The sequence below is a fragment of the Gardnerella sp. c12Ub_1 genome, assembly GCF_055804375.1.
The window spans coordinates 511437-534778 of sequence record NZ_JANUZC010000001.1 but is presented as its reverse complement, the minus strand read 5'-3'; the positions used below and the strand labels follow the sequence as shown (position 1 = coordinate 534778).

Annotated in this window: 18 protein-coding genes and 1 tRNA gene; 15 read left to right on the top strand and 4 right to left on the bottom strand. The window is 43.9% G+C overall.

Features of this window, described 5'->3' with window-relative positions; genetic code table 11:
• Positions 1–5: 5 nt before the first annotated feature.
• The 3 genes from NYP65_RS02140 to NYP65_RS02130 all read left to right on the top strand — a co-directional run bounded on the left by NYP65_RS02140 (position 6) and on the right by NYP65_RS02130 (position 2035).
• The gene (locus tag NYP65_RS02140; protein WP_473410539.1) at positions 6–827 is read left to right on the top strand and encodes a histidine phosphatase family protein; all 822 of its coding nucleotides are present in this window, start codon (positions 6–8) and stop codon (positions 825–827) included.
• Positions 828–986: 159 nt separating this feature from the next.
• The gene (locus tag NYP65_RS02135) at positions 987–1508 is read left to right on the top strand and encodes a LytTR family DNA-binding domain-containing protein (RefSeq protein ID WP_473410538.1); all 522 of its coding nucleotides are present in this window, start codon (positions 987–989) and stop codon (positions 1506–1508) included.
• Between the two features lie 77 nt (positions 1509–1585).
• On the top strand, positions 1586–2035 hold the full coding sequence (locus NYP65_RS02130; protein WP_004130563.1) for a DUF3021 family protein: 450 nt from the start codon (positions 1586–1588) through the stop codon (positions 2033–2035).
• Positions 2036–2250: 215 nt separating this feature from the next.
• On the opposite strand, the gene NYP65_RS02125 is transcribed toward NYP65_RS02130, so the two are convergent.
• Entirely contained in the window at positions 2251–2655 is a 405-nt protein-coding gene (locus tag NYP65_RS02125) for a pyridoxamine 5'-phosphate oxidase family protein (protein WP_004132948.1), read from the bottom strand.
• A 566-nt stretch (positions 2656–3221) separates the two neighbouring features.
• Here NYP65_RS02125 and NYP65_RS02120 point away from each other — a divergent pair.
• The 5 genes from NYP65_RS02120 to NYP65_RS02100 all read left to right on the top strand — a co-directional run bounded on the left by NYP65_RS02120 (position 3222) and on the right by NYP65_RS02100 (position 8106).
• Positions 3222–4217, top strand: coding sequence for a DMT family transporter (locus NYP65_RS02120; RefSeq protein ID WP_473410537.1), 996 nt, complete (start codon positions 3222–3224; stop codon positions 4215–4217).
• Between the two features lie 104 nt (positions 4218–4321).
• Positions 4322–5536, top strand: a complete 1215-nt coding sequence (locus NYP65_RS02115) for a hypothetical protein (protein WP_473410536.1) — start codon at positions 4322–4324, stop codon at positions 5534–5536.
• Between the two features lie 133 nt (positions 5537–5669).
• Positions 5670–5742 (top strand) — tRNA-Ala (locus NYP65_RS02110).
• 152 nt (positions 5743–5894) lie between these two features.
• Complete coding sequence (locus NYP65_RS02105; protein WP_473410535.1) at positions 5895–7154, top strand: Na+/H+ antiporter NhaA; 1260 nt, start codon at positions 5895–5897, stop codon at positions 7152–7154.
• A gap of 100 nt (positions 7155–7254) precedes the next feature.
• Entirely contained in the window at positions 7255–8106 is an 852-nt protein-coding gene (locus NYP65_RS02100; RefSeq protein WP_415697564.1) for an LOG family protein, read from the top strand.
• A 16-nt stretch (positions 8107–8122) separates the two neighbouring features.
• On the opposite strand, the gene NYP65_RS02095 is transcribed toward NYP65_RS02100, so the two are convergent.
• Entirely contained in the window at positions 8123–9274 is a 1152-nt protein-coding gene (locus NYP65_RS02095) for a succinate dehydrogenase/fumarate reductase iron-sulfur subunit (protein WP_415697591.1), read from the bottom strand.
• 145 nt (positions 9275–9419) lie between these two features.
• On the opposite strand from NYP65_RS02095, the gene NYP65_RS02090 reads away from it, so the two are divergent.
• The 6 genes from NYP65_RS02090 (at position 9420) to era (ending at position 15117) form a co-directional block, all read left to right on the top strand.
• A complete protein-coding gene (locus NYP65_RS02090) occupies positions 9420–10217 on the top strand; it encodes a 16S rRNA (uracil(1498)-N(3))-methyltransferase (RefSeq protein WP_016635850.1) in 798 nt (265 codons plus the stop codon).
• A 124-nt stretch (positions 10218–10341) separates the two neighbouring features.
• Positions 10342–10710, top strand: coding sequence for a histidine triad nucleotide-binding protein (locus NYP65_RS02085; protein WP_004130581.1), 369 nt, complete (start codon positions 10342–10344; stop codon positions 10708–10710).
• 3 nt (positions 10711–10713) lie between these two features.
• A complete protein-coding gene (locus NYP65_RS02080) occupies positions 10714–11997 on the top strand; it encodes a PhoH family protein (protein WP_415697565.1) in 1284 nt (427 codons plus the stop codon).
• Positions 11998–11999: 2 nt separating this feature from the next.
• A complete protein-coding gene (gene ybeY, locus NYP65_RS02075; RefSeq protein WP_473410534.1) occupies positions 12000–12527 on the top strand; it encodes an rRNA maturation RNase YbeY in 528 nt (175 codons plus the stop codon).
• Positions 12517–14040, top strand: a complete 1524-nt coding sequence (locus tag NYP65_RS02070; RefSeq protein WP_415697592.1) for a hemolysin family protein — start codon at positions 12517–12519, stop codon at positions 14038–14040. The genes ybeY and NYP65_RS02070 overlap by 11 nt, the downstream gene beginning before the upstream one ends.
• Positions 14041–14049: 9 nt before the next feature.
• Positions 14050–15117 (top strand): GTPase Era, encoded by a 1068-nt coding sequence (gene era, locus NYP65_RS02065; protein ID WP_415697566.1) that lies wholly within the window; start codon positions 14050–14052, stop codon positions 15115–15117.
• 453 nt (positions 15118–15570) lie between these two features.
• Here era and NYP65_RS02060 read toward each other — a convergent pair whose 3' ends face one another.
• Positions 15571–19461: a coiled-coil domain-containing protein gene (locus NYP65_RS02060; protein ID WP_415697567.1), complete on the bottom strand. Its 3891-nt coding sequence runs from the start codon at positions 19459–19461 to the stop codon at positions 15571–15573.
• 406 nt (positions 19462–19867) lie between these two features.
• Complete coding sequence (locus NYP65_RS02055) at positions 19868–21937, bottom strand: AMP-dependent synthetase/ligase (protein ID WP_128831794.1); 2070 nt, start codon at positions 21935–21937, stop codon at positions 19868–19870.
• Positions 21938–22317: 380 nt separating this feature from the next.
• Between NYP65_RS02055 and NYP65_RS02050 the strand changes: the two genes are divergently transcribed.
• Entirely contained in the window at positions 22318–22935 is a 618-nt protein-coding gene (locus tag NYP65_RS02050) for a 50S ribosomal protein L25/general stress protein Ctc (RefSeq protein ID WP_128831793.1), read from the top strand.
• Positions 22936–23342: the final 407 nt, after the last annotated feature.

Here is a 23342-nt window from a genome sequence, read left to right as displayed (position 1 = left end):
AGATAATGGTGGATTTTGTTGAAAGCGCAACGCAAATTGCGCATAATGTCAATAAAAACAGCGCTCACGAGGGCATTGCGCGTTCCGTAATGCTTGTTCGTCATGGTCAGACGCCTTATAATGCACAATTTAGACTTCAAGGCATGATTGATATTGCTTTAGATGAGTCGGGGATAGACCAGGTGACTCGCTCTGGCAAGGCTTTGCGAGTGCTTTTTGGAGCTTCCGACTTAGAAGACCCAAAGAATCCAAATAGCCAGGAGCACGTGCGCATTACTCCAGAAGAAGCCGATGCTAGTTTTGTTGCCATTGTTTCGCCTCTTATTCGCGCACAACAGACGGCTCACGCTTTTGCAGATAAGATTGGGCTTAATGTGCATGTTGAAGATGGCGTGCGCGAGCGATTTTTTGGCGAGTGGGAAGGTCTTAATCGCCAGCAAATTAGCGAAAGATGGCCAGAAGATTTTAATGCTTGGGTAAAAGGCGAAGGCGGCGAGCTTAATCACGGTGCAGAAACCAAGCAAGAAGTTGGCGAGCGCGCTGCGAAAGCTGTAGAAGATTGGGCGCGCAAAACTGGCTCAGACCGCGATTTACTAGTGTTCTCGCACGGATCTTGCCTTTCTCAAACTGTTCATAAGCTTCTTGGATTAGACAAGGTAGATCCTTCTTATAAGACGATTGGCGGAATGGGAAACGGCCGTTGGGCGAGATTAATTCCAAGCCTTAATGCGGATGGCTCAATTCATTGGCGTTTGGATGCTTACGATCAAGGTCCTGCAGCCGACCCTACAAGCCAGCGTCTTATTCGCATTTGGGGAGCTGCTTAAGCGGCATAATTTCTCTTTTTTGCCGCTTATATTCCTAAAACTACCGTTTAGCGGTTTTGTAAAGACAGATTATTTACAGTGCCGTATAGTCAAAATTACAAAACAGAAAGCTAGCAAAAGCTAGCAAACTCTAACGGTAGTATACGGAAGGGAGGCTTGATGAAAGTAACGATTGCTATTGTGTCGCCAGAAGAAGAGCAGCGCGCTCAATTGTCAGTTCACAATATTGACGATAATCTTAAACGCATTATAGCCAATTTGCAAAGCATTGATTCTAAAGATGCAAAATCAAGCAATACTGAAAATAATACTGAGATTGCCGAAAATAATACTGCGAATGCGGCAAATAGCAATAATAATTCATTCATATATGGTTATATTAATGATTCGATTATTGTTATGCACGAGCCAGATGTGATTATGATTTGCGTAGAAAATTCGCGCGTAATTATTCACAGCGATAAAGGCGAGTGCGTTTCTTACAAGCGCCTAATGGATTTCGACAATCCGCAATTCGCGTCGTTTGTGCGCATATCTAAATCCGCAATCGTGAACTTAAATCGCATTGTTCGAGTTGATCCAGGATTCGGCGGAAGTATGAGCGTAAAAATGGACGATGGAAGCGTTGAGTGGATTAGTCGCAGATGCTTAGCAGGATTCAAAAAGCGCTTAGGAATGTAGTTTTAAGCGTAGTCGAATATAAAACTATCAAAATTTTTAATACTAATTTTTTAATACTTAAAAAGGAAACGATTATTATGGAAAAGCAAGTTACAACAATAGGCAAAACAATGGTAAAAAACATTGTTAAAGGCATTGGCATAGCGTGCACTATTTTTACTGCAATTAGTTTTGTGTCAAGCTTGTTAGCAAATACCGCAGTTGGAAACAGAATTGCATCTTATGCTGTAGCGTCGTTTGTTATTGGCATAGGATATGGAGTATTCGCTATTTTTTGGTCGAATGAACGCATGTCAAATCTCGCAAAATTCGTTTTTGCACTAGTGCCGCCAATTGCTATTCAATTTATTGTGTCTGTGATTGTTGGATGGATTTCATTCAAAGATGAGCCAGCTGTGATTTGCGGATGGATTGCGTTCACTGTTATTTTCCCGATTGCAATTGCTGCAATAATTTATTACTTCGAGAAGAAGAAAGCGGAAGAAATGAACGCTAGATTGCGCGAATTGCGTAAAGAAAACAAGTAAATTAGTGACAATTAAATAATTTAAGTAAAAATTTAAGTAAATAAAATAATCAAATAGAAATTGAGTGGTGTTCATCTTCGCCTTTGAAGAAGAACGCCACTCGCTATTCTAAAACGCATCATAGAATGGTCATAATTTATTCGGCGTTTTGTTAGATTTTTGCAAAAAATTAGTATTTTGACTAATCTTTAGCAGTTCACTAATCGGCTAATTGACTAATCTTTAGCAATCGTCTTTCCAGCATTAGCTCCAGAAGTCAAATCCTGAATTTCATTAATCTCCATAACAGGAACAGCAGCAGGCTTCTTTGTGCCTTTTTCTTCTGCAACGCGCACTTGCTCATTGTAAATCGCGTCATCTGTGTGAAGTGTAACTGTTCCGCGGAAGCGATAGCCCTTCTTTTCTGCCAAATTTGCAACTGCAACAACAAGCTGGCTGCCGTCTTGCAAGTTCTTAAAATGCTGACCTGCAGTGCGCTCGTGGTAAGCAAGGTGATTATCGTCTAGAACAAACATCGACATCTTTGGGCCAAGATCAAGCTCGCCATCTTTGCTAATCGTTGCAATCCAAGCCAAATTGTTTTCAATAAAAGTCTTCATATCTTCACTAAGAGTTGCCATGTTGAGTCCTTTCTTCAACTGATTATTGTGCAATCGCGCAATCATATGATTATGATTCAATCACTTTTAAGATTACGCGCAATCGTGCATATAAAGGCTTAAAAATCGATGAGTTTTTGTAAAAATGCGTAAACTTGTGACATAAATCACTAATTGCACAAAGTGCGCGCTATATTCCTCGCGGCTGTTAGTAGCCGCTCGGCTGATTTGGCATGTAAAGTCCACTGGACTTTACATTTGAGCCAAATCACGCTTTGACTGAGCTTGAAATGCGTTATGCAATTTCAAGCTCAGTCAAAGCGCCTCTCGCTTAAAGCGTAGCGCGAAGGCAGGTCGGAGCGACTACAAAGTCATGTGTTGTAAATCATGAATCGTAAATATTAAGGCAATAGCGTGCTATCAAGTGCTGATTTCGCAATAAAGTAGTAAATTTTCCGAAGGAACGCCAATGGGTTGTACTTTTCTTGTTTTTGTGGCTATTCTATAAAGTTTATAAGGCAATTTAGCTAACTTAAAGAAAAATTTAATGCTATAGACTTGTTGTTTGCAATAATGAGGGGAGTGACATGAGTGAAATAAATAGCGCGGTTCAACCAAGGCAGAATAATCGAATTAACGTAAACATCGCGCGAATCATGTTGCTCTTATGTGCCGCGATTTGGGGCGGAAGCTACGTCTCGTCTAAATACGCTCTAGAGGTATTCCCACCGCAATGGCTTATGGGAGTTCGCATGCTTGGAGCGTGCATAATAATGGGCGTAGTCTTCTTTAAGACGATTCGCAAAAATTTTACTAAAAAGCTAATAATTCCTTCTCTTTTAACGGGCGTTACGTACTACGCATCTTTAGTTACGCAAACAGAAGGATTAAGGTGGATTGATCCAGGCAGAAGCGCTTTTCTTACAGCAGCCTACTGCGTTATAGCGCCATTTTCCGCGTGGATGATTATTAGAAAAAAGCCAACGCTTTTAGGAATTATTGCTGCTTTAACATGCGTTGTTGGCGTTGGATTCGTTGCATTAAAGCCAGGCTCTCTTGTTCTTACGCTTTCTCACGGAGATATTTTAACTCTTATTTGTGCTTCTGTTTTTGCGTTTAACTTAACATACTTAGCGTATTACTCTAGGCAGTACAATCCCGTTGCTTTAACATTCGGCCAGTTTAGTGTTTCTGGAGTTCTATTTTTGTTTGGAGCTGCAATAAGCGAGCCTTTGCCTAACTTTAGTGCAGAAGATAATTGGATTACGTTTACAAACATGTTCTATCTTATAGTGATAGTAACTGTTGTTGCTCAAGTTATTCAAAACTACACGTTGATTTATCTTTCTACAGCTAATGCTTCTGTGATTATGTGCACAGAATGCTTGTTTACATTGCTATTTTCTAGCATTCTTTACAATGAGCGCGTAACAAATATGGCTTTTGTTGGATTCGCTTTGATTTTTGTTGCGATTTTGCTTGCAAGTTTGGCAGAGCATATTGAGCTAATGCGCGCGAGGAAAAAGCAAGGTTCTTATAAATCTAAAGCAAAAGTGGCATCTGTGCCAGCATCTACAATCTAAGTAGTACTCAATTTGAACACTAATTAGTGAATATTTTTGGCGATTACTAATTGGTGCATATTGCTTAGTGAATAGTGGTAGATAACGATTTTTAAGGTGTGCTTGTGAAGAACTTCTTTAAGGGAATATCATTTACGCAAGTTCTAGCTGGCTCTCTTGCAGCTGTGACGGCGTTTTTGCTTTCGTCAAAAATTGGTATTGCGGGGTCTGTTATTGGCGTTGCAATAGGTTCGATTGTCTCTGCTGTAGCATCTCAACTTTATCAAAATGTTATTCACGCGTCTTCAAAAAAGATACAGTCTTCTTCTGCGTTAAAGTCAGGTTCAAGCCGCTATGAAGAAGATGACACTAAAGTGGTAAATAATGCGCGTTTTATTGCATTAGAGGATGATATGCCTAAAGAATACGAAGTTTACAATAATATGATTGATTCGAGCAAAGAAAAGCAAGCTAGAAGAGTTGTTGCAATGGCTTCTAATGCAAATAATGCAAATTTTGCTGGCGATTCTTCACGCGATGTCGATTCTTCAAGCTCGCAAAACGCAAAATCGGGGGAATCGCAAGCACTTAATGCCGAAAGCACGAGTGTTATGGAATTGTCTTCCTTAAGAAAACTAAAAGAAGAAGATAATGCGCTTTCGGAAGGAGACGAAGACTCGATTCTTACTCTTAACGACGCTAAACGCGAATTAGGAGGCAGAAGTGATTACGCAAATAGTGAAGCTAAGTATAAGAAGCTTACGATTGTTATTGCTATTTTGAGCGCGCTCGCGGCTGTTCTTCTTACTGCTGGCATTGTGTTGCTGTTTACTCAAGGAAAGGGTACAGATAATTTAGTGCCTTCTGGCCAGAATACCGAGCAGAATAATGGCCAGAATCCAAATAATCAAATGCGGCAAAATGGCCAAAATAATGGCGTTCAAAATCAAGATAAGAACTCTAAAGATGTGCAAAAAGACTCTCAAGATGCGCAAGATGAGAAAGATAGTAAAGACAGCAAAGATAGTAAAGACGGCAAAGACGGCAAGGAAGGCAAAGATTCTTCGAGCAAGAATCCTAGCGAAAAGCAAGATAAAAAGACTCACGAAAGGTCTTCCTCTTCTTCTTTAGATTCAAATGGGTCTAAGGCAGATTCTGGCGATCAAAGCTCTGAGGATTCTGGCGTTTCTGGAGCGGATTCTGGCGCGCGCGGGTCTAAAGGCGATTCCTCGGTTTCTGGCGATTCTTCGCCGTCTTCGCCTTCGACTTCGACTAACGGCTCGGGTGGTGGATCTTCTGCGCAACAAGGCGAATCTGGCTCGCAGCAATCTGGCAGTTGAGAATAGGCGGCGTGAGTAGTCGGCAGCGAATAGGAATAGCGCTAAAAACCGCTGCATACGACACGCCGAGTTTGGTTGGTAGCAAAATCTGTTGTATTCTATCAAAGGTTCGTTTGAGCTATACAACTAAAACGGGGCTATGGCGCAGCTGGTAGCGCATCTCCATGGCATGGAGGGGGTCGGGGGTTCGAATCCCCCTAGCTCCACAATTTGAAACGTCACTTTTAATCGGAGTGGCGTTTTTGTTATATTTCGATACGTATCTTATATACTTGTAAGTCCTAGTGCATGTAAATCATATTTTGCACAATCATTCTAAACTGAAAACTTAACTTAAAACTTAGAGGAGAAATTCCGCATGGTAAAGCGCGCGTGGAAAGTGGCATGCAAAATAGCCAATAATGAGCGTACGTCTGGGTTGATTATGCTCGGATTCGCTTTAGCTGGATTAATGCTTGCAAATTTGCCATTTACGTCTGCGATTTTTGAAGCTGTTTCCCACACGCAAATCGGAATTCCATACACCAACATTCACATGTCGATTAGCCACTGGGTTCAAGACGGCGTGCTAACTATTTTCTTCCTTACAGTTGGTTTAGACTTAAAACACGAGCTTATTGCAGGATCTCTTAGAGACCCGCGCGCTGCAGCAATGCCAATGATTTGCGCGGTTGGCGGCATGATTGTTCCGCCGATTCTTTTTGTTGGAACTGTTACAATATTCTCGGAGTTGCACGCTGGTCAAGAGATTATGCGACTTACTTCTGGAGCGCTTCCGTCTTTAGATATGGTTCGCTCTGGTTGGGCTATTCCTACAGCAACAGATATAGCGTTCTCGCTAGCGGTTCTTGCTCTTTTTGCTAAAACGCTTCCTAAAGCATTGCGCGCATTTTTAATGACTTTGGCTACAGTCGACGATCTTCTTGGAATTGCATTAATCGCATTATTCTTCTCTTCGCTTAACGCGTGGTATTGGTTTGTAGGCGTTGTTTTATGCGGATTAGTGTGGACTATGCTTGTGCGATTAAAGCGCGTTCCATGGCCTGTTGTGGCGCTTGTTGGCTTGCTTGCGTGGGTTATGATGTATCAAGCTGGCGTTCACCCTACTCTTGCAGGCGTAATGGTTGGTTTGCTAACTCCTGCGCATCTTGTTCACGGCGAAAAGTCGCTTAGAGCTGAAAGGTATCGTCAAAAAATTCAGCCTTTGTCTTCTTTGTTTGCGCTTCCAGTTTTTGCACTTTTTGCAACTGGAGTTCATTTTGAAACTTTGACTTGGCAGCTATTCTTGTCTCCAATATTAATTGCGATTACGATTGCGCTAGTTGTTGGAAAGCCTCTTGGAATTATGATTACTGCTTGGATTGCTAAGAAAGTTATGGGCTTGCGCGTTCCAGACGATTTGCGCGTTCGCGATCTTTTTCCTACAGCATGCGCGTGCGGAATTGGTTTTACTGTGTCTTTGTTAATAGCTTCGCTTTCTTATAGCGACGCGGATCTTTCGGGCGAGGCACGATTCGGCGTACTAGTGGCGTCTATTATTGCGGCTGCTGTTTCTGGATTCTTGCTTGCAAAGCAATCGAATCATATGGAAGAAGAATTAGACGATATTGAAGAGTGATTAATGGCAATTAAAAGTGATTAAGAGTGACTTTAATGCGTTTTTTAATCGCGATTATAAGATGACTAGAAAGTGACTAGAAAGTTTTAGAAGGTGACTTATGGTTTCTAATAATAATTTAGGTAATTTAGATAATTCTGGTAAATCTGATAATCCAGATAATTCTTGCGATTCGCGCGCGCAAAGCGAACAGAACTCACCTTGGAAAGACACTTATTACAGCGGTGCCGTAATGATGCGCGGGCCAATGATTCCTAAGGAAAGCACAACGGAAACGCTGTTGCAACACGATTTGCCTAATAGCGATTCGCATGATAATCATGCGTGGCAAGGCCTTGACCCTTGGCGAGTTCTTAGAATACAAGCCGAATTTATTGATGGTTTCGACGCTTTAGCAAAACTTGGATTAGCTGTTAGCGTGTTTGGTTCTGCTCGCATAAAGCCAGACGAGCCAGAATACAATAGCGCTCGCATAATGGGCAAAGAGCTTGTAAAACGCGGTTTTGCGGTGATTACGGGAGGCGGGCCTGGAATTATGGAAGCAGCAAATCGCGGAGCGGCAGAAGCTGGCGGAACAAGCGTGGGGCTAGGAATCGAATTGCCTCACGAGCAGGGCTTAAACAAATGGGTAAATCTTGGAATGCAATTCCGCTACTTTTTTGTTCGCAAAACAATGTTCCTAAAGTATTCTTCGGGAATTATTGTGTGCCCAGGCGGTTTTGGCACAATGGACGAGCTTTTTGAGTCGCTTACGCTTGTTCAAACGCATAAGGTTTCTAAAATTCCTGTTGTTCTTTTTGGCAGCGAATATTGGAAAGGCCTTATGAATTGGATTGAAACTACGGTTAAAGAAAGAGGACTTATATCGTCTTTTGACCCTAGTTTGCTTGCGATTACAGACGATCCTCTAGAAGCTGTGCGAATTGCTAGCGGAGATAAGTTTATTAATTAGTTTTGGCTAGTTTTGGCTAATTTTCCTTCATTTTTCGCTCATTTATAAGCGTTGTAAGCTGCCAAATCTCTTCTCCAACGTCGATTCCGCGTGGGCATTGCCTAGAGCATGCGCGCACGGATTGGCACGCGCTTATGCCGTCGCTAGAATCCGCCAACTCTAATCTTCGATTAGTGGCGTTATCTCTAGAATCGTTAATAAATCGCGCAGCATTTATAAGCGCTGCAGGTCCAATAAACGCTTCTCCGCCTGCATAGACTGGGCAAATTCCTTCGCACACGCCGCACATTATGCAATTGCTTAAAAGCTCAAACTTTGCAAGCTGCTCTGGGTGTTGCAAAAACTCAATAATCGCAAGCTTTCCGCTGCTGTTTCTTGTTTGAACATTTTGCGCTTGCAAGTATGGCTCAAGTCTTTTAAGCTGCGCAATCATTGGGGAAAGATCGCAAATAAGGTCTCTTTGAACAGCAAAGCCAGAAAGTGGCGCAATCTCAATAATGCCAAAGCTTCCATTTTGGATTAGTGAAGATATTTCTTTAGATTGTGACTGCAGATTGTGATTTTCGGCGACTGATGTTGTGGTTGCTTGCGACTTTAGGCTACCAGTTTTTCTAAAACCGCTTGATCGAACGCCTTGAGTTTGCGTATTTTGCCTAGCGTTTTGAGCGATTGTAGCTGTGCAAAGTAAAGTTGGCATGCCGTTTACGTTTGCAGCATCCGATCCGCAAACGCCGTGACCGCAAGAGTATCTAAATGCCAAAGTGGGGTCTAGTGTGCGCTTAATTTTAAGCAAGCAGTCTAAAATCGTGTCGTTTTTGCGCGCGCGAATCGTATAATCTTGAAGCCAATGTTTTCCGCTTAATGGTTTAGCTTGTAAATCGCCAGAATTTTGCGTCTGAAATGGGCTACTTTTGCGCTTTTTTGCAAAAGGGCTTTCTCGGTGCCTTCTAACTAAACCAGGGGAGTTAGTGGAGGAGGTTTGTGTTGAGTTAGTGGTTGGGGCAGTGCTTGAGTCGCCAGCAACCGCTGAATCACCAGTAACAGCGGAATCGCAAGAACCGTCATCTGGCGTAAAACGAGATATGCGAAAAGTCACAAAAGCTTCATCTTGTAAAGTGCAATCTTGATTAATGGGATGCACAAAGTTGCGTCTAAAATCGTCAACCATTTGCGCATACCTCCAATTCATACAATTCTAGTTTGCCATAATACTTGCACAGAAATACTTGAGCGAAAATGCAGAAGTAGAAATACTTGCACAAAATCACAGAAGTAGCAAAAATGTTGGCTGCGCCTAACGTTAGGCTTAAATTATGACAGATGCTTTGTTTTTGCTGGATACAAATAAAGACGATGCGCCCGTTCTTGCAAATGGGATTGAAGAGGGCTGGACTCTTAGCTTGCCTCAACACGTTAAAAGGCACGCAATAAGCGCAATGCGACTTTCTGATGGCGATTCGCTAGACCTTTCGGACGGCAAAGGAGTGCGAATTCACGCAACGATTACAGACAGCGAAAACGGCTTAGTTAAAGTAGATTCGTTTATAAAAGAGCCAGCGCCAACAACCAGATTAGCGTTAATTCAGGCGCTTGCAAAAACGGGTCACGACGAGCAAGCAATAGATATGGCTACGCAAATCGGAGTAGACGAAGTAATTCCTTGGTGCGCAAATAGGTCAATCTCAAAATGGAAGCCAGGGCGCACAGATAAGCGTTGGAATCAGGTGCTTGAGGCTGCTACGGAGCAATCGCGCAGAGCGTGGATGCCGCAGCTTTTAGAGCCAGTTACAAGTAAACAGATTCTAGCGATTTGTAGGCGTGCATGCGTTTATGGAAGTCTTGTAGTTGTTTTGCATCAAGATGCAACGGATTCTTTTAGTCAAATCGAAAACTATGTAAACGACTTAACAGAAAAATGCTTAAAAGACGGCAAAACGCGCACTGTTTACGTAATTGTAGGGCCAGAAGGTGGAATTAGCGAAGAAGAAGTGCAAAGTTTTATAGATGCTGGAGCTAAAAGTTGCGTTTTAGGAAGCAATATTTTACGAGCGTCTACAGCAGGGCCAGTATGCTTATCATTGCTTTCTAGAGCGCTTGGCAGGTACGAATAGTAAGCAATTTTGCAATTAATTCTTGCAAGCTTTGTGCGTGTTTTGTGTAAAATGGTAAATGGTATTTTGCAATAAGAATTGTAATAAGAATTGCGATAAGAATTATTGAAAAGTGGGCAAAATAATGGATAAAGCATGCAATACATACATAACTGACAAAGATTGCATTTTTTGCAAGATAATTGATGGGCAAATCCCAAGCAGCAAAGTGTATGAAGACGATGCAGTAGTGGCTTTTAACGATATTAATCCGCAAGCCAAGGTGCATGTTTTGATTGTTCCGCGCAATCATTACAAGAATGTTGCTGAGCTTGCGCAAAATGATTGTGATGTTTTGGCTCATATTGCATGCGTTGCGCAAAAAATTGCAAACGACTTTTATAATGGCGATTATCGCCTTGTTTTCAACACTGGTTTGGGAGCTGGTCAAACCGTGTTCCATGTTCACGCTCATGTTTTAACAGGCGAAAAACTTGAAGAAGGTAGTTTATAAATCGTGGCAAATAGTACAACGCGTATTGTTCAAATTCCAAGCGAATTAAGCCCAGTCGCTGTTTTGGGAGCAGCAGATTCAAACTTAAGAGAGTTGGAGAAGGCTTTTCCAAGCGTAGATATTTCCGTTCACGCGGATTGTGTGAAAATCGTATCTAGAAGCGCAAGAAGTGAAGAAGACGCTTGCAAAGCTGAACACGCGTTGCGCAAAATAGTTGATTGCGCTTACGATGCTCCTGTTGATTCATATGCTGTAAAACGCATGTTAGAAAGAGATGTGCTTAAAGGTAGCGAGCATAATGTGCGAATCGATAGGATTGGGCACAATGGCGGAGTTTTTGGCGGATTAAAGTCTTTTGGTGCTGGAGCTGGAGATGGTGCTGGCTTTGGTGCTGGCTTTGGTGCTGGTGCAATGGAAAGCGATTTTGCTCGAGATTCTGCCGATTTAATGCCATCTAGTGAAGATGCTAAAAGGCGCGCAATGAGCCGGAAAGCGCGAATGGCTAAAGGCGTTATAACTTTTGCAGGCGGAAATCCTGTTCGCGCAAAAACCGCGGGTCAAACGGCTTATGTGCAAGCAATGGAATCAAATACCGTAACGTTTGGTATTGGGCCTGCTGGTACTGGAAAAACGTATTTAGCGGTTGCTAAAGCGGTTAGAGCTTTAGAAGATGGTCGCGTGCGAAGAATAGTGTTGACGCGCCCTGCTGTAGAAGCTGGTGAAAATCTTGGATTCTTGCCAGGAACTCTAAACGACAAAGTAGACCCATATTTAAGGCCGCTTTACGATGCGCTTTCCGACATGTTGGGCGCTCCGCAACTTAAGAGGTATATGGACGAAAACGTTGTGGAAGTGGCTCCGCTTGCATACATGAGAGGGCGCACGCTTAATGACGCTTTTGTTATTTTAGACGAAGCGCAAAATGCTACTGTTCAGCAGCTTAAGATGTTTTTGACGCGTCTTGGATTTAACACAACAATGGTGATTACAGGAGATAGAACGCAAGTCGATTTAGCGGTTCCAAAATCTGGATTAGCTTCGATTGAGAACGTGCTAAAAGGCGTTAAAAGTATTGCGTTTGTTCACTTAAATGCGCAAGACGTTGTTAGGGCCGAGCTTGTTGGGCGAATCGTAGAAGCGTACGAAGCGTGGGAAAAGCGCGAGGCTGATTTTAGGCGCGAGAAGAATGGTTCAAAGCGCGAGGCTGGGGATGCGCGTGGAAAGTCGCAAGAAACCGCGCAATCGCAAAATCTTGAATCGCAAAATCTTGAGAGGAATATCAAGTAATCATGAGTGTTGAAGTGATGAACGAAACCGTTTGGCAAATCGACCCAAAAATATTCTCCGACCTTGGAATGTGGGTTTTGCAACAAATGCGAGTAAGCGTTCAATCCGATTTGTCGATTACTTTTGTGGACCCCGAGCCAATTGCTAGTCTTCACGAAAAGTGGATGAACTTAGAAGGCCCTACAGACGTTATGAGCTTTCCAATGGACGAGCTGACTCCTGGAAGTGACGACAAAGTGAGTGAAGGAATGCTTGGAGACCTTGTGATTTGCCCGTGGGTGGCGGCTCAACAGGCAGCAGCGGCAGGGCATAGCACAATGGAAGAGATGCTATTGCTTACGATTCACGGAATGGTGCATTTGCTTGGCTACGACCACACTACGCCTCAAGAAGAAAAGCAAATGTTTGGCTTGCAAAGGCAGCTTTTGCTAACGTTCTTTGCGGCTAGATCTGGTGAGCTTTACGACGCAACTTTGCCATCGGGCGCAGTAAATGAGCTGGAAGAATACGAGAAAAATCATGCTAAATAACATTACAATTCCGCCGATTCCCGATTTGCCTGCGCATATGTGGGCTTGCTTGGGTGTGATTGCAATAGTCGCAGTTTTGCTTGTGTGGCTTTCGCTTGCAATGGCGGCGGCGGAAGGGGCTGTGCCAAGAGTTACAAGGTCTAGTCTTAATAATCTTATGATTGAAGAACAAACGAACGATAACGAAAGTCAAGTCGTTCGCTTGAGGAAGCTTGCTAGAATTCGCAGAGCAAAGAGGCTTATAGCAGATAGGTACGCAACGAGCGGAGCGTGCGCGTTTGTGCGAATCGTGTGTAATGTGCTGGACGGCGTGGCTTTTGCTGCAATCGCGGCAGCTCTTGGTGCGTCTTTTTGGCTAACGCTATTAATCGGACTAATAGTGGCAATGATTGTTGCAATTGTTTCTATTCTTGTGCGGCCAAGGTCTGTGGGCGCGGCTCAGCCAGTGTTTAAGCTAATGCGCTTGTCTAGAATAGTTTCGATTGCTGTTTTTGTGAATCCGTTTGCAAAAATCGCAAGCCGTGGAGATTCGCAAAGTCAAAGCCAAAATCATAAGAAAAATGCTGCTCTTTCCGACGACGAAGAGTTGGAGAATATTCAATTAGATCAAGCTAAAGCGAGTATTGACAGGCTTGTAGAGGCAAATGATTTTGACCCAGAAGTTTCGGAGATGATGCGCAATGTGCTTACGCTTTCCGACACGTTAACGCGCGAAATCATGGTTCCTCGAACCGATATGATTTGCGTTAAAAACGACGAAACACTGGAAAATTTCCTAAAATTATGCTCAAGATCTGGATTTTCTCGCGTGCCTATAATTGGCGAGTCGGTTGACGATTTGGAAGGAATCGCGTATTTAAAGGATGCTGTGCGCGCAACCGTGTTTAATCCTGCGGCATCTGAGCGCGCGGTTTCTACGATTGGCCGAAGCCCAATGCTTGTTCCAGAATCCAAGCCAGTGGATGATTTGTTCCACGAAATGCAACGAATCCGCCAGCACGTTGCCGTTGTTGTAGACGAATATGGCGGAATTGCAGGGCTCGTGACGATTGAAGACGCGATTGAGCAAATTGTTGGAGAGCTAGAAGATGAGCACGACCGCACTCAGCATGCGGATCCGCAAGAGGTGAGTAAGGGTGTGTGGAAAATGCCTGCGCGCACGCCGATTGCCGATTTGGAAGATATTTTTGAAGTGCATATAGACGAAGACGATGTGGACACTGTGTTTGGGTTGCTTACTAAGTTGCTTGGAAACGTGCCGATTGTTGGGTCGAGTGCTGTGACTCGCGGCCTTAAGCTAACTGCGGTTGATTCTGCTGGGCGGCGCAAGAAAGTCTCCACGATTCTTGTTGAGCGAGATATTCAGGGTCTTAAAGATATTCAGGGTCTTAAAGAAGAAGACGATAGCGCTGGAAAGAGTGACAGCAGGAGCGAGGGCAAGAATAATGCCAAGAATGGCGATAAAGATAGTGGCAAAGACAGCAAATCGTTGCAAGATGATAGCAATAAATAGTGTTGAATTATGAATGATATGAAAGATGTTGATGATATGAGTGGCGATATGGACGAAATGGACGACGAAATGAATGACGAAATGTTTGCTAATTTAGATCCTTCTCTAAAAGCGAGCGTAGAAGTGCCTGATTTTAACGGCTATAAATCGGGATTTGTTGCTGTAGTAGGCAGACCAAACGTTGGAAAATCAACGCTTATGAACGCGCTAATCGGAACGCAAATCGCAATTGCGTCTTCTCGCCCAGAAACAACGCGCAAGGCGATTCGCGGAATCTTAACAACTCCAAACGCGCAAATGGTGTTAGTTGATACGCCAGGAATTCACAGGCCGCGCACTTTGCTAGGCCAGCGATTGAATGACATTGTAGACGAGTCGCTTGCAGATGTTGATGCTATTGCTTTCTTGCTTCCAGCAGATCAAGAGATTGGGCCTGGAGATCGCAGAATTCTAAGCCGACTTCGCTCCGACTTTGCTAAAAAAGATGCGGCTGGAAACTGGGCGTGGAAGGTTCCGCTTATTGGAATCGTAACAAAAATTGATACGCTAAGCCGAGATGAGTTGGTGTCTCATTTGATCGAGATTCAACAGTTTGCTGATTTTACGGATATTGTGCCAGTTAGCGCTTTGGAACGCGACAATGTTGACGAAGTTAAGAAGGTTTTGATTGACAATCTTCCAGAAGGTCCGAAGATGTATCCAGACGATCAGCTCAGCGAGGAGAGTCCTTCTAGCATGATTGCGGAGCTGATTCGTGGGGCTTTTCTTGAGGAGCTTGATGACGAGTTGCCACATTCGCTGGCGGTTGTTGTAGATAGCATTGTGCGCCCAGTAGATGGGGACTATGTGCAATATAGCGATAATAAAGCGCATGTGATTGTGTCGGTGTATGTTGAGCGCGATTCGCAAAAGCCGATTATTATTGGGCGCGGTGCGGAGCATCTTGTGCGCGTTAAGAAGCGTTTGCGTACTGCGGTGAATCGTATTACGGGCGCTAAAGCTGTGCTCGATTTGCACGTAAAGGTTGCAAAGGGGTGGCAGAGCGACCCTAAGAAGCTTGAGCGCTTGGGTTTCTAATTCGTCGCGCCCGAGAATGTAGCCCTCATTAGTGTGTTGAGCTACAAAGTGCGGAGTTGTTTGACGGATTTTGTACGTGATTTAGGTCGAATTTGGTACAAAATGCGCGGGCGCGACGACCTGCCTTCGAGCTTAGAGCGTAGCGCGAGAAGGCAATTTGGAGCGCTGAGCAGCTCAAGGCAGAAGCACTGCTTCTGCGCTGCAAAGCGCTTTGACTGAGCTTGAAATTGCATAATGCATTTCAAGCTCAGTCAAAGCGTGATTTGGCTCAAATGTAAAGTCCAGTGGACTTTACATGCCAAATCAGCCGAGCGGCTACTAATAGCCGCGAGGAATAGCGCGCTGTAACGCGCGAGCGATTTGACGGGTTTTGTTGTTGATAGATACAAAACCCGCGGCAGACGAGTCGCTATAAGACCAGTCAACCGCGGTTTTTGTTTTCTTTAGTTTTGATTACGCACGACGATGGCGAGCAAAGTAAGTGCCGCCTCCGATTGCTGCGATTCCTGCAACAACAGCCGCTATAGCTGCAACAACCTTAAACGTAGTGCTGTTGGATGCGCTTTGTGCTGCGTTTTGTGCGCCGCCAGAAGCTTGAGCGTTCTTAGATTCGCTCTTAGATTCGCTCTTAGATTCGCTTTTTGCAGAATCCTTTGCATCGTTCTTTGCATTATCCTGCTTAGACTCGTTCTTAGCAGCAGAATCCTTAGCAGCATCTTGTGCTTTAGCAAGATCCTTGGCTGCAGCTTTAGCGCCAGCGGCTGCAAGCGCTGCTGCGATGCGGTTAGCGTGCGCAGCTCCTGCAACATTATTCGCTGCAACGCCATTAGCGTTCTGAGCATTAGCTCCGTTTGCACTCTGCGATTGTGCAGCTGGAATCACAGCGTTAAAGCCAAGTTGCTCGTTTCCGAACAAGTTGTTTGCATATCCTGCAAGATACTGGTTGTAGTAGTTGGAGTTGCTACTAGAAGCATCACTACTAGAGCTGGAGTCAGAATCAGAATCAGAACCAGAATCAGAACCAGAACCAGGCGTTGTGTCGCTATCTCCGCTTGGAGCAGGAGCAGGAGCAGGTGGCGTTGGAACTGGAACTGACGGCTCTGGAGCTGGTGGAACCACTGTGTCTTTTACGTTCTTATTAAGCGCGTCTGCGTTATCGTTCAACGTAGTTGTCAACGTTTCAAGCTGCGTGGTGTAGCTCATCAAATCCGTTTGCATATTCTGGAATCGCCCAGTAGCAGCAAGGAACTTGGCCCTGTATGTTTCCCGAGTAGCTTCATTAGGCAGCTTCTTGATTATCTCGTTAAACTTAGCTTCAGCAGCCTTAACAGTCTTTTGTGCTGTTGTAACCTTAGCTTTTGCGGCTTTAAGAGTGGCTTGAGCAGAGGCAACCTTAGCCTTAGCATCTGCAACGGTCTTTTTAGCTGCCTTAACAGCCTCAATCTTTTTGGAAACATCAGCTTTAGTTTCTGCAACCTTTTTATTTGCCTCATCTGCTCTTTTACTTAAAGCAGAAAGCTCGTTGTTTACTCGTTCTTGCTGATCATTAGCACTTTTAACAGCCTTTTGCGCATCAGAAACTCTATTATTTGCTTGTTCAATCTTTTTAGTTTCCGCTTCGACTGTTTTCTCTAATTCAGCAATCTTATCAGCTAGCTCATCAGCCTTTTTGTTAGCAGCCGCAAGCGCTTCACTTTCCCTATTCTTGTCGGCTTCTGCAGCTTGAACCGCTTGCTTTGCAGCATCCACCTTGCCTTGAGCAGTATTAACAGCATCACTCAAATCGCCATCAATCGTAGCCTGTTTTGCATTTGCTGCTTTATGAGCTTCTTCTGCAGTATTCTTAGCATTATCAGCATTTTTGTTCAAATCAGTCGAAGCTGCTTGCAACTTTTTAAGTTCTTGCTCAAGTTGCTTCTTTTTGTTTTCTCTAGCATTTTCGTCAAGCTGAGCATTAGCATCTGCCTTCTGCTCTTCTTCTTCATAAAGCTTTTTCGCAGCCTCAGCAGATTTTTCCAGAATGCTTTTGGTTTTATTTGCGTTTTTAGACTCTTCTTGAGCTTGCTCAAATTTGCTAACAGCATCGTCGAATTTTTCTTCGAGGCCTTTAATAGCGGCACGATCCTGTTCGCTCATGGCGTGCTTTTTCTGCAAAACCTTATATCTGGCGTTAAAAATAGCCATATTTGCAAGGTTTGCGTCCGCATTAAGCTGCTTCAACTTTTCTGCGTTATCTGGTTCCAAGTTATTGTTATTAGGATTAACTTTTTTAACATAAGCATCAAGCAAATCCTTATATTGGCTAACTGTAATCGTCGATTCGTTGCTACCATGCCACATGGCAATATCTTGGTATTTGTTTTTATTGTCATACGAGTTGTCGCCTTCGGCGAAGCCCGCAGCAGTATTTGACCTATCGGCAAAGTTTGTGTAATGGCCAACTGCGTTTATAAACTTCTTAGTAAGCGATTCATCATTGTCGTTTTCAAATAAGATAGTTTTTGTATTGCGAGTAAAATCTGCAAGATCATGTCTATGTTGTTGCAGTATTTCTTTAGCGCCATTTGCGAGTTTATGATTCGCCCATTTGCCGCTGCTAATTGTGTTGTCGTACAAGGTTTTTTCTATTGTGTACCAACCGTCTAGAGCGTTGTGTGAGTCGCCAGAGTTGATTTTGCAAGAAAAATGACCTTCGTCTGTTACCTCGCAGTCCTCAAACTTCTGTGGATTTCTTGTGCTATCGTGCCCGTCTAACTTGTTGCTCCACGCAACATTTTCCGCAGATCGATTATATGCATGTGTTTTTAAATCTTCTGCTACATTATTAGGTTCATGAGATACAGCATGACCAATATACGCGGCGGAGTAGAAGGAGTGTACAATGCTCTCTGCAATATGCGTTAAGCGCACGCCGACTTCTGGCAAGGAATCGTCTGCCTTGCGCAGCTTGTTAAGAGCATCGTAGTATGTTGATGCTTCAATCATATTTTGCAGCGAGTCTGCGCTACCAACCCTGCCAAGTCCAGGCTTTACTAAGTCGTTGTACCAAGTTGGAGCATAAACTGTGTATCCTGGAGTAGTATGTGTGACATTTCCAACAGTTTTGTTCTTATCAGGAACCGTATAAGATTCACCCTTAAGGACTTTTTGAGCGCGCTCAGCGTCTGCAATAAGGTCAGCGTTGCCTGCGTTTTCCTTAGCTTTTTCGGTATCAATCACATATTGCAAGAACTTGTAGAAGTCAGACTTTTCTTCTACTTTTTTGTTTGAATCTTCTGTATCTGCGGTAAGATCGTATTCGTCACTTTTTTGTTTTGCTGTGCGTTTAGCTTCCTCTACATCGTTTTTTAAATCATAAAAGTCTTTGTTCTTTGACTTAAGCTCATTTTCTGCTTTTGTAAGATTGTCGCTTGCAGAGTTGACTTCCGAATCTTTTTTAGCAGCATTAGCCTTTGCTGAATCTGCTTTTTCTTGCGCTTTTTGAGCTTCTTTTTCTAGATTTTTAAGATTCTCATTTTCGCTAGCAGATTTTGGATTTGTAAGCGCTTCTATCTGGGCCGTAATTTTCTTTTGATTGTTATTGTTTTCTTCAACAAGCTTATCTGCATTTTGTTTAAGTACATCTGCCTGATTGGCATTTTGCAATAATTCCTGATGCTCTTTTTTTGCATTGCTTAGGACATCCTTGGCTTGTTGCAGATTTGCGTTTTCTTTCTCTTGAGCTTTTTGCTTATCTTTTAAATCTTCATCTGCTTTATCTGCTAGCTCTTTATGCTTTGCAACGTCACTTTGAGCAGAAGCATTAAGTTCTTCGGCTTCTATTTGTGCATTTGCAGCATCTTTCCTTGCGTCTAAAGCAGCTTTTTCTTTATTTTTTTCTGCTTCTAAGATTTTAGTTTTTGCTGTTACTTCGTCTTTTGCTTTAGATGCCTGCAATTGCTTTTCTTGCAATTCTTTATTTGCTTTAGTTTGATTTTCTTCTGCGAGAGTTTTCTCTTTTTGAGCATCCTCTAACTTAGATTGTGCAGTGCTAGCAACATTGTTGGCGTCGGTTGCAGCTTGATTAGCCTGATTATATTCGTCTTGAGCTTTTGTAAATTCTGTATTGGCTTCTTTTTCTAGTCTTTCGGCTTCGTCTGCAAGCTTGTTTGCTTCTTTATTTGCTTCTTCGCTGGATTTTGGATTGGATTGTGGTTCGGATTGTGGATTTGCGCTGTTAACTACATTGTTAGTTTCTTGAGTTATGTTTGGATTCTGTTCAACAGCGTTGGCCACATTTGCCACACCGAATAATGCCAGTGAACTTGCGCCTAAAGATATAGCTGCTGCGATTTTAGCATTCATAAAACCTCTCCTCATGTTTGATAATAGGAAATCGTTAGTTCTCGTGTTTTTGAACAAGATTTTTAGCAATTTCTTGCCGTTCGTCTTGTTTTGGAAAACATATTTTCTACCGGGGGGGGGGTATATAGTTTTCAATGTGATTCTAGCAAATACCTATGGATTAAACTGCGAATCGACGATTTCGAGCTGCATAATTTCCCCGTGTTTGTTTACTTTTTCTTGCTTTTGTTTCCAAAATTGACCAAAAAGGGAACAAACGCGGGTAAAAGGGAACAAACGCGGGCAAAATCAACAACAAAAACCGCGGCAGACGAGTCAGTTAAGACCAGTCAACCGCGGTTTTGAGTAGTTCGCGCGTAAATCGCAAGTAGGTTTGCTGGCGATTAATGCCACGCTTTAATCAGCGCTACTTCTTGCGAATCGTGTACATTTGCGTGTTAAGCAAATTAGCGTATCGGTTAATAACTCGAGGGCGAATAATCTTCATAGAAGCCGTCATTAAGCCGTTTTCTTGAGTAAACTCTTCTGGCAAAATAATGAACTTTCGCACAGATTCCGCGCGCGATACGCCTTCGTTTGCAAGATCCACAAACTTTTGAACTTCCGCACGCACAACCGCGTTATTTGCGGCATCTTCCATGCTCATAGTCTCGTCCAAACCCTTGGATTTAAGCCAATTGCGCAAAATCTCCTCGTCTAAAGTAACAAGAGCAGATATAAATGGCCTCTTATCTCCAAGAACAAGAGCTTGAGACACAAGCTCGCAACGCTTAATCACTTCTTCAATAGGGCCAGGAGCCACATTCTTTCCGCCAGCAGTAATGATTAAGTCCTTCTTGCGACCAGTAATGTAAATCATGCCATCGTCGTCAATTCTGCCCAAATCGCCAGTAGCATACCATCCGTCTTCTGTAAACGAAGTCTCTGTGGCCTCTTCATTCTTGTGATATCTCTTAAACACGCAAGTGCCCTTAATTTGGACTTCGCCATCTTTAGCAATTCGCAAAGTGAAAGCTGGGAAAGCAATGCCAACGGAGCCTTCGCGGAATGGAACGCCAATAGGTGTAAACGCGCATGGGGCAGTGGTTTCCGTAAGACCGTAGCCCTCGTAAACTGGCACGCCTGCGCCGCGGAAGAACGCTAGCAGCTCTGGGTCAAGCGGAGCCCCGCCAGCAACAATCCAGCGCGCGCGTCCGCCAAGCGCTTGGCGAATCGGGCGGTAAACTAGCGGATCGTAAGCAGCGCGGCGAGCCTTTGTTAGCGCCTTAGCATCTCCAGAATCCTGTACTTCCTTCATATATTGCTGAGCTGTAACAACAGCACCCTGGAAGGCAAGTCCCTTAGCGCCGTGACCTGCCTTTTGCGAAGCCGCGTTATACACTTTTTCGAGCACACGAGGAACAACAATCATAACGGTTGGTTTTGCAACTTGAAGATCGGATATAAGCGTTGTAATGCCTTGTGCAATGTAGATTCTAAGCGTGCTAGCAACAACAATATAGTTGATTGCGCGCGCAAACGAATGTGCTTGAGGCAAGAACAACAGCACAGATCCATCAGGCTCGCTAAGCAAGTCTGGCAAATAAATCGGCAAGTTTAACGCCGTTGTGCAATAATGCTCATGCGTCATTTCCACGCCTTTTGGCGCAGCCGTAGAGCCAGAAGTGTACACGATTGAGCACAAGTCGGTTTTTTTAACCGAGTCAATGCGCTCGTCCAGCTCTTCATCGCTAACAGCGTATCCAAAAGCCTGAAGTTCCGCCAATCCGCCTGTTTCTATGCAAATAATGCGCTCAAGGCTTGGGCACTCTTCGATTGCGCCGTCCGCCTTTTCCTTCATGTCGGTTGTTCCAACAATCAAAAAGCGCGAATCGGAGTTGTTTACAATGTTGCGAATTTGCTCGGCAGAATCAGTGTCGTAAATCGTAGCAAGCACGCCTCCGCAAGCCATAACTGCAGCGTCAGCAATATCCCACTCGTACGATGTTTTGCACATTAACGCAACAGCATCGCCCTTGCGCAAACCGTAGTGCATTAAGCCTTTTGCGGCATCTCGCACTTCTTTAAGGAACTGATTTGCTGTTTTTGTAACCCATTCGTCGTTTTCTTTGTACGTGTAAAGCGGATCGTCTCCCATTCGGGCTGCTCTATCGGCATACAAGTCGTAGATGCTTGTGCCTTCATCTAGCGGAGCGCTTCCCTCGGTTTTTGTAGTCAACAAGCCAGTTTGTGGGTCTAGGAACGTTGTGGTTGGCATTTCTGCGCCCCACTCTTCTACGCGAGGCAGATCTACGCGAGGCAGACGCGATTTTTGCGCAAGTAGCGTGTTTGTTGCTTCTTGTTTTTCTTCGACTTGCGGGTAGTCTTGGCTTCCCGAGCGATCGTCGCTAACTGGATGCGCGAAGTTGCTGCCGATTTGCAAGGCCTTGCGGGCAAGGTTGAAAGCTTGCTTCTGGAGTGTGTTTAGCACGGACACGTCTGCTCCTTAATTGCGCTAATCTTGAGTCATAAATTTGTGTTGCAACATGTAATTTGTGTTACAACTTGAGTCACAAAATCAGCTTGTTTTTAAGCACACAATTTAATGCGCGCTTACTTCTTTTATATATGATAATAGCTTGTATAGCTCAAGTCACTTTTTGCCTTGATATTGCCTTGATTTTGTGTTGATATTTTTTGGATAAGCGCATGTCAAAGTGTTTTTGTAGACTAGACAAGTTGCTTTGGCGAGGGAATAACACTGCGATTGTTGTGTAAGTTCCGTTATCGACTGGGCTGATGCCAATATGGTTTTCGGCGCGTCGGTGCGCCTGAAGCTGGATTAATCAATCTATCCAGATAATTAAGGAGACCGATATGGCTACAAAGATTACACTTGAAGGCAATGTGCGCAATGAATTCGGTAAGGGCGTTGCTCGCCGTTTGCGTGTTGCCAATTTGATTCCAGCAAGCATTTACGCTGGCGGTGCTGAACCTGTACACGTTACTCTTCCAATGAGGGAGACCACTCTTTCGCTTCGTCACGCAAACGCTTTATTCACTATTAAGTTTGGCAAGGAATCTCGAATCGCAGTTGTTAAGGATGTTCAGCGCAACCCTGTTAAGCGCATTGTTGAGCACATTGACTTCTACGAAGTTAAGGCTGGTGAAAAGATTGACGTTGAGGTGCCAGTGTTTGTTGAAGGCACTCCAAAGGGTGCTGCTGTTGCATTCGTAGACGTTCAGGAGCTTAAGGTTCGTGCAGACGTTGCCAACTTGCCAGAGCGCTTGGTTGTTAATGTTGACGGCTTGACAGATGGCACCAAGGTGTTTGCTAAAGACGTTAAGCTTCCTGAGGGCGTTGTGCTCGATATGGATGGCGAAGAGTCTGTTGTTAGCGTCACCGTTCCAGAAGATGCTGCTACAGAAGAGCCAGCTGCCGCTCCTGCTGCTGATGCTGCTGCTCCTGCAGCCGAAACTCCTGCTGCCGAGTAAGGTTTTGCTTAGAATTTTTGCTTAGAATTTTTTAAGATTTGCTTGGCATTTTTAAGATTTTCTAGGATTTTCTAGGATTTTCTAAGATTTTACAAGCCGCGCATAGTCAAGATTTTCTTGGCTTGCGCGGTTTTTGTTATTTCTGCACACGCGAATCGACGATTTTCCGCACTTTGTACCATATTTGGCCTAAAACACGTACAAACTCCGGAAAAACTTCCGCATTTTGTACCAAATTTGACTAGAAAATGGTACAAAAAGCGGAAAATCGTTCGCGCGGTCTAAGCGCGCGAACGTCTTCGCCGCGCAGAAGCAGTGCTTCTGCCTTAAGCGGCTCAGCGAATCGAAGTGCATTCGCGCGCTACGCTATTCCTCACGGCTATTAGTAGCCGCTCGGCTGATTTGGC